We start from the raw sequence: 6,869 nt of genomic DNA on the forward strand, positions 1-6,869 counted from the left end.
TTGTGATATGGATTGTTAAACCAATGTAATCGATCAAACGCTTTTGCACCATATTCCTTAAAAATCATTGACTTTTGTTTAAGAAAACTTTATAATTCCAGTGAAATTATAAAGAGCGTATTAAATATTACTACGATCAAGCCTTTACGCTTTTGTCCGCCATCGTTGGTCGTGTTGAACTGGAAAACCCATAACGCGGAGCCACGCCGCTCCGAACCTAGTACGAGGGGGACAATCCAATGGTACAACGCCGTATCTTTAGTTTAACCGTCGGTTGTTGGTCGGCATTATTACTGGTTTTGGCGGTTAGCAGCCAAGTTAATGCTCATGGAGCAATGCAAACGCCAGTCAGTCGGACGTATGCATGTTTTCTGGAAGGCCCAGAAACCCCTGATACCGCCGCTTGTCGGGCGGCGATTGAGCTTGGGGGCACACAGCCGCTCTACGATTGGAATGAAGTTAATATTGGTAATGCTGCGGGTCAGCATCGTTCGTTAATTCCCGATGGCAAGTTGTGTAGTGCAGGCCGTGCCAAGTATGCCGGCTTCGATCTAGCTCGCGCCGATTGGCCCGCCACGCCTTTAACTTCGGGTAGTTCGATGAGTTTTCTGTATCGGGCGACTGCACCCCACCCAGGTTCGTTCGAGTTTTACATCACTCGCGACGGCTATAGCCCGACCCAAGCCCTCAAATGGTCGGATCTTGAGGCCACGCCCTTTTTGAAAGTCACCAATCCGCAATTAGTTAATGGTTCATATGTGATCAATGCCCGCATTCCGAGCAACAAAACTGGTCGCCATTTGATCTATTCAATTTGGCAGCGCTCGGATAGTGCTGAGGCTTTTTACACCTGCTCGGATGTAACATTTGGCGGCACAAACCCAACCAGTGTGCCAACTGCCACGCCGCGGCCAAGCGCTATACCAACCGCAACCGTGCCACCAACAGGCACACCGATTGCCACCGCCACACCGCGCCCAACCAGTGTACCGACCGCCACCCCAACCAACCCAACCACTCAGGCTTGGCAACCCTACACCAGCTATGCCACTGGTGCAGGCGTAACTTACGCTGGCAACACCTACATCTGCCGCCAAGGCCATACCTCACTGCCAGGCTGGGAACCCTCAGCAGTACCAGCGCTATGGCAATTGATTAATTAAATGGGTAAAAGCCCCGCAGATTTGACTGAATCTGCGGGGCTTTGGATTTAATTAGCTAACGGCCATAACGCTACTTGGTTGGTCATAATCAAGGGCATCAACACAACCCCACGCTGGTGATCGACATTAATATCGGCGGGAGCGCCAGTCGTGCCATAGTACATGATGCTTTCGCTGCCATCAGCCATTAATTGATGGATATTGCCTGTGCGCCAAACCGAAACCAACAAACTTTGATCGGCTAACACCACCAAGCCATCGTGTTGGCTAGCACTGGCCTTGCGATAAGTCTGCAATGTACCATCAGCAGTCAGTTCAAAAATCTCTTCGGTAGTATCGTAACGACAAACCAACAGCCTGCCATCAGCAGTTATTGCCAAGCCATTGGGGTTACCATTGGCTAATTTGACCGCCAGCGAAACATTACCAGCAGGGTCAATTTGATAAATCGCCGCCGTGCCAGTGCTGCCAAATGCCTCGTTAATCCCCATATCGCTGACAAAGACCGTTCCATCATCCCGCGCCACAACATCATTTAAAAAGCTGCTGCCACTGATCGCGATTGTGCCTTTGACCTCGCCCGAAACCGCATCGAACAAGCGCACACTATCCAGATCGGACACATATAGGGTATCGTTGGCAATCGCCATGCCTTTGGGCGCGTTCAATTCAACCTCAGCAGTCGCACCATCGATCCATTTGGCTTGTTTAAGCGTGCCATCGGGGTTAATTTGCGAAATATAGCCGTTATCATCGCGGCCAAATGGTGTACCATTAATATTTGAAACCAGATACAGATCGCTGAGTTGATTGTGCAACATGCCTTCTGGCTGGGCAAAACCTTCGCTCAAGGTAATAGGCGCAGTGATTGTCACAATTGGGGCAGTTGTTGGCTCCAGCGTTGGGGCAACAGTTGCAGTTACTTCAGCTTGGCTAACGCTAGTTGCGCTTGGCACAACGGTTGCAGTCGGGGCGACGGTGCTCCCACAACTCGTTAAACTCACACAGATAAGCAGCATTAATAGATAGATCTGAGCCATTGGAGCATTCCTTTCTTGAATAATGATCACGGCAGAATGCTACCAAGCCACGGTCTCGCTAGTAAGACATGGAAATATCCTATGATGAAAACTCCTAGTATTGCACCAACCAACACCAATCATATGCAACGTCGCCGCTTGCTGACCGATTTTCTACGTGCTCGGCGTGCCCGCATTTCGCCCGAAAGTGTTGGCTTGCCCAATGGCCAACGCCGCCGTACCCCAGGCTTACGTCGCGAAGAGGTCGCTTTGTTGGCGGGAGTGAGCGTTAGTTGGTATACATGGTTTGAGCAAGGCCGTGAAATTCAAGTTTCAAGCGCAGTATTGGAAAGTTTGGTGCGGGTGTTACAACTTGATGGCTATGAGCGTGAGCATTTGTATGTTTTAGCTCGCGATAGCGTTCATCCTGTCCCATGGCTGTGTCATGAAATCGATTCAGGCACGCAACTGATGCTCGATATGCTCGATCCTGCTCCTGCTTATGTGATTAGCCCATGTTGCACCGTATTGGCGTGGAACCAAGCTGCCCAGCTGGTTTTTGGCGATTGGCAAGCCAAAAGTATGCGTGAACGCAATTTATTGTGGATGACATTCAGCCAACCTGGCGCACGGTTATTTTTTGCTGATTGGGTTGGCGAAACCCAGCGGGTATTGGCATTTTTTCGTGCCAACAGCACCAAGTATATTGGTCACCCGATTTTACAAGCATTAATTGATGATTTGATGGCAATCAGCCCTGAATTTTGCCAGTTGTGGGCGCAACACGACGTTGGCGGCATCACAATTGAACGCAAAGAATTACGCCATTGGGAGCTAGGCAGCTTGGTGTTTCATCCCAAAGTGTTGCAAATTCACAATAGCGATCACCAACAGCTGGTGGTATATTTGCCGTTGGATGAGGCGCAGACCCGCGAGAAGCTTGAACAAGCTTTGAGCACCACGATCTAACATTCTGCTAACATGGCAGCAGCGAAAAGTAGCGCATAATACTACTACGTTGTTGTATCGAGATAGCCACATGTTTGAACCAATCACCACTGATCTCTATCGCGTGCCAATTCCTGTGCCGTTGCCACTTAAATATGTCAATTGCTATTTGCTCAAGGCTGATCATGGTTGGGTCGTGATCGATACCGGCATGCGGTATGCCCAAGCTGAGCAAACATGGCTCGAAACCTTTGAGCAGTTAGGCATTGCGTGGTCACAGATTAAGCAAATCATTGTGACCCACTACCATCCTGACCATTATGGTATGGCGGGCTGGATGGCTGAGCGCAGTGGAGCCAGCGTTTGGATGTCGCCAATTGAAATTCAAAGTGTGCAACGCGCTTGGTATCAGCCATTGCCCGATGCCGCCGATCATTTGGCCGATTTTTTCGAACTGCACGGCATGCCCAACGATCTCAATCGCCAAATTTGGCAACATACCATGGATGCAAGCCAGTATGTTGATCCCAAACCTGTGCTTCAGTCGCTGGATATGAACCAACCTTTGCAGCTTGGGCAACGCTCGTGGCAATTATTGCACGCACCTGGCCACGCCGATGGGCAGCTCTGTTTATACGATGCCGCTGATCAATTATTAATCGTGGCTGACCATGTGTTGGCCGATATTACACCCAACATTAGCCTTTGGCCCGAAGCCAAACGCGATCCGTTAGCCGATTATTTGGCATCGCTCAACGAATTTGCAGCACTCGATGTACGCTTGGCTTTGGCAGGGCATCGCAAGCCAATTATGGCCTTTCGTGAACGTTGTCATGAAATAGCCCAACATCATGATCATCGGCTTGATTTGATGCACGATTACGCTAGCACAGGCAAAACCGCCTTTGAAGTCTGCGAATTTGCCTTTGGCGTAACCACCCTTTCAGCCCATCAACTACGCTTCGCAATCACCGAAACCTTGGCCCATCTGGTTTATTTAGAGGGTCAAGGGCGATTGCGTCGCGAACAACGGGCTAGACAGATTATCTTTCTTGATCAACACTAACGCCGATTCGCAACGTTTTTTGGAGGGTGTATGCGCTGGTGGAAAAAACTTGGCTTATTGGTGGTAGCAATGGCCTTGGTGGCCTGTGGCAACGCCGATGTCGATGCAGCAAAAGTAGCGAGCGAAGGCGCAACCGCCTTTGAAAGCGTCAACAATTTTCACTTTAAACTAACGGTCAGCGAAGGCGAAGCCGCGCCTTTGGGCGATATTATCATCATTGATGCTGATGGCGATAGCATTCGCCCTGATAAAATTCAGGCTAAAATCAAGGCCAAATTGGCAGGCGCACCAATCGCCGTCAATATTAATGGCGTTATCATCGGAGCCGATGCCTGGATCACGCCTAATCCATTCAATCCAACCGCCTTCGAAAAGTTGGAAGATACTGGCGGGCTTGAAACATTTTCGCCTGCCAAGGGTATTAGTGATGTGCTGCGCGGCCTTAAAAACCCAACTTTTGTTGAAGAGGCAGAAATCGACGGCACGGCAACCTATCATATCAGCGGCGAAGTTGATGCCCAAAGCGTCTCAGCCCTGACTGGTGGAGTCGCCGAAGCTGGTACGATTAAGCTCGATCTGTGGATTGGCAAAGACGATAAATTATTACGGCAATTGGTTGCAGTTGGCCGCTTGGTCAGCACCGAAAAAGAAAGCATCAAGCGCACCTTGATTGTTTCGAAATTCAACCAAACGCTCACAATCGAGCCACCACAATAGTTTTCCGTAGGCTGGTTCGTTATGTCGAACCACGATGCTATGGCTAGACCAAACACTGTAATCGCGAGGTATCCAAACATGCTTGATCAACCATTAAACGATATATTTACAGGGTGGGCTGCTATGACTGAACACAATAGCGATCTAGTGGCTGATCGTTTTGGCATGCCACGCGCTGAACTCGACGAATTAGTCCATGGCTCGGTGGCACATTTGGCGCAAACTCATTATTATCATTATTTGGCGCGGCCAAAGCCCCAGTTTGATGATGATATCGACGAAAACACCGCTGCCCAAAGCAAACCCCGCCATGTCGTGCTGTTCCGCACGCCCGATGATGCCTTATCGTTCGCCCAACGCATTCGCATTGGCGAAACACCACGGGTACGCCAGATCAGCCGTGAGAATATGATTTGGCATATGCTCAACGATGAAGCAATCGTACGGGTCATCTTTTTTGAACAACCACTCGAAGAATTACCAACTGGCCTGAATTTACAAACCTTGGCCGATTTACCTGGGGCAATCGCGATCGAACGTAACGATGTTTTGACCTCGCGCCAAATTTGACCCTTACCTATCTGGGTGTTAGAATCCCGATAGGCGGAATATTAAAATAGTAACGATGATACCAAGAGCTACGAGTTTATCGTAGCTCTTTATCTATGTCATGCGTTACCCAATGCGAGGTTGTATGTTAGTTGTCATGGACGCACACGCTACACCTGAGGATATTCAAGCTGTTTGTACAGTGATCGAGGACATGGGTTTGCAGGCCAACACCATGCCCGGCCCAACCCGCACGGCGATCGGGATTACCGGCAATAAAGGGGCGATTGCCGAAGCTGCGCGGCTTAAATTGATGCCTGGCGTGCGTGATGTCATTCGCGTCACCGCACCCTATAAATTGGTCAGCCGCGAATATCGCGAAGCCGACACGATTATTGAAATTAATCGGGTGCAAATTGGTGGGCCTTCGCTGGTAGTTATGGCTGGGCCATGTTCAGTCGAAGGCCGCGAACAATTGCTCACCACTGCCGAAGCCGTCAAAGCCGCTGGAGCTACAATTCTACGTGGTGGCGCTTTCAAACCACGCACCTCGCCCTATAGCTTCCAAGGCATGGGCGAAGATGGGCTGAAACTGTTGGCCGAAGCCCGCGAACTCACTGGCATGCCGGTAATTACCGAAGTGATGGATACTGAGCAAGTTGATTTGGTGGCCGAATATGCCGATATTTTGCAGCTTGGCGCACGCAATATGCAAAATTTCGCCTTGCTTAAGCGGGTTGGCCGCACTCGCCGCCCAGTCATGCTCAAGCGCGGCCTTTCTTCAACCGTCAAAGATTGGCTGCTTTCCGCCGAATATATTATGGCTGAAGGCAATCAAGCAGTCATTTTGTGCGAACGTGGCATCCGCACCTTCGATGATCACTCACGTGGCACGTTTGATCTGAGTGTGGTTCCTGTATTGCGCGAATTGACCCACTTGCCGATTATTGTTGATCCCAGCCATGCAACTGGCCGCTGGCAGAGCATTTTGCCAATGGCTCGCGCTGGCATCGCATCGGGTGCTGATGGTTTGATGATCGAAGTTCATCCTAACCCCGCCGAAGCATGGTCGGATGGTGAACAATCGCTCTTGCCCGAACGTTTCGTCGAATTGATGGAGCAAGTTGAACGGATCGCCGATGCCATGGATCGACCAATCCAAGGCCGCACCAAAGCCGCCACGGTTTAGCTCCCTCACCCCAACCCCTCTCCCACTGCGGCGGGCGAGGGGCGTTTCAGTCTTCATAATAGAGGAATTCCCCCTCGCCTCGCTGGGCGGGAGGGGAGGTAACCTTATAAGATAGGTTGTTAAGACCCCTCACCCCAACCCCTCTCCCACTGCGGCGGGCGAGGGGCATTCTAATCTCATGATGAGCTGGTTCCCCCTCGCCTCGCTGGGCGGCAGGG

The 6,869-nt window shown here is 50.6% G+C and carries 7 protein-coding genes; 6 read left to right on the forward strand and 1 reads right to left on the reverse strand.

Annotated elements, in window-relative coordinates; genetic code table 11:
• Positions 1 to 239: 239 nt before the first annotated feature.
• Positions 240 to 1,163 (forward strand): lytic polysaccharide monooxygenase auxiliary activity family 9 protein, encoded by a 924-nt coding sequence (locus tag ABEB26_RS05720; protein ID WP_345721011.1) that lies wholly within the window; start codon positions 240 to 242, stop codon positions 1,161 to 1,163.
• A 47-nt stretch (positions 1,164 to 1,210) separates the two neighbouring features.
• On the opposite strand, the gene ABEB26_RS05725 is transcribed toward ABEB26_RS05720, so the two are convergent.
• Positions 1,211 to 2,203: an SMP-30/gluconolactonase/LRE family protein gene (locus tag ABEB26_RS05725; protein ID WP_345721012.1), complete on the reverse strand. Its 993-nt coding sequence runs from the start codon at positions 2,201 to 2,203 to the stop codon at positions 1,211 to 1,213.
• A gap of 81 nt (positions 2,204 to 2,284) precedes the next feature.
• Between ABEB26_RS05725 and ABEB26_RS05730 the strand changes: the two genes are divergently transcribed.
• The 5 genes from ABEB26_RS05730 to aroF all read left to right on the forward strand — a co-directional run bounded on the left by ABEB26_RS05730 (position 2,285) and on the right by aroF (position 6,651).
• Positions 2,285 to 3,151, forward strand: a complete 867-nt coding sequence (locus ABEB26_RS05730) for a helix-turn-helix transcriptional regulator (RefSeq protein ID WP_345721013.1) — start codon at positions 2,285 to 2,287, stop codon at positions 3,149 to 3,151.
• Between the two features lie 70 nt (positions 3,152 to 3,221).
• Entirely contained in the window at positions 3,222 to 4,196 is a 975-nt protein-coding gene (locus ABEB26_RS05735; protein WP_345721014.1) for an MBL fold metallo-hydrolase, read from the forward strand.
• A 30-nt stretch (positions 4,197 to 4,226) separates the two neighbouring features.
• Positions 4,227 to 4,913, forward strand: a complete 687-nt coding sequence (locus tag ABEB26_RS05740; protein ID WP_345721015.1) for an LppX_LprAFG lipoprotein — start codon at positions 4,227 to 4,229, stop codon at positions 4,911 to 4,913.
• A 123-nt stretch (positions 4,914 to 5,036) separates the two neighbouring features.
• On the forward strand, positions 5,037 to 5,483 hold the full coding sequence (locus ABEB26_RS05745) for a hypothetical protein (RefSeq protein WP_345721016.1): 447 nt from the start codon (positions 5,037 to 5,039) through the stop codon (positions 5,481 to 5,483).
• Between the two features lie 124 nt (positions 5,484 to 5,607).
• Positions 5,608 to 6,651 carry a 3-deoxy-7-phosphoheptulonate synthase gene (gene aroF, locus ABEB26_RS05750; RefSeq protein ID WP_345721017.1) on the forward strand — a complete coding sequence of 348 codons (1,044 nt, stop codon included), beginning with the start codon at positions 5,608 to 5,610 and terminating at the stop codon, positions 6,649 to 6,651.
• Positions 6,652 to 6,869 lie beyond the last annotated feature (218 nt).

The sequence above is a fragment of the Herpetosiphon gulosus genome (assembly GCF_039545135.1).
GTDB classification, from domain to species: Bacteria; Chloroflexota; Chloroflexia; order Chloroflexales; family Herpetosiphonaceae; genus Herpetosiphon; species Herpetosiphon gulosus.

Excerpts from the sequence above, each read along its gene's own strand:
- ABEB26_RS05720 (WP_345721011.1), top strand. The coding sequence starts at position 240 with ATGGTACAACGCCGTATCTTTAGTTTAACCGTCGGTTGTTGGTCGGCA.
- ABEB26_RS05725 (WP_345721012.1), bottom strand. The coding sequence starts at position 2,203 with ATGGCTCAGATCTATCTATTAATGCTGCTTATCTGTGTGAGTTTAACG.
- ABEB26_RS05730 (WP_345721013.1), top strand. The coding sequence starts at position 2,285 with ATGATGAAAACTCCTAGTATTGCACCAACCAACACCAATCATATGCAA.
- ABEB26_RS05735 (WP_345721014.1), top strand. The coding sequence starts at position 3,222 with ATGTTTGAACCAATCACCACTGATCTCTATCGCGTGCCAATTCCTGTG.
- ABEB26_RS05740 (WP_345721015.1), top strand. The coding sequence starts at position 4,227 with ATGCGCTGGTGGAAAAAACTTGGCTTATTGGTGGTAGCAATGGCCTTG.
- ABEB26_RS05745 (WP_345721016.1), top strand. The coding sequence starts at position 5,037 with ATGACTGAACACAATAGCGATCTAGTGGCTGATCGTTTTGGCATGCCA.
- aroF (WP_345721017.1), top strand. The coding sequence starts at position 5,608 with ATGTTAGTTGTCATGGACGCACACGCTACACCTGAGGATATTCAAGCT.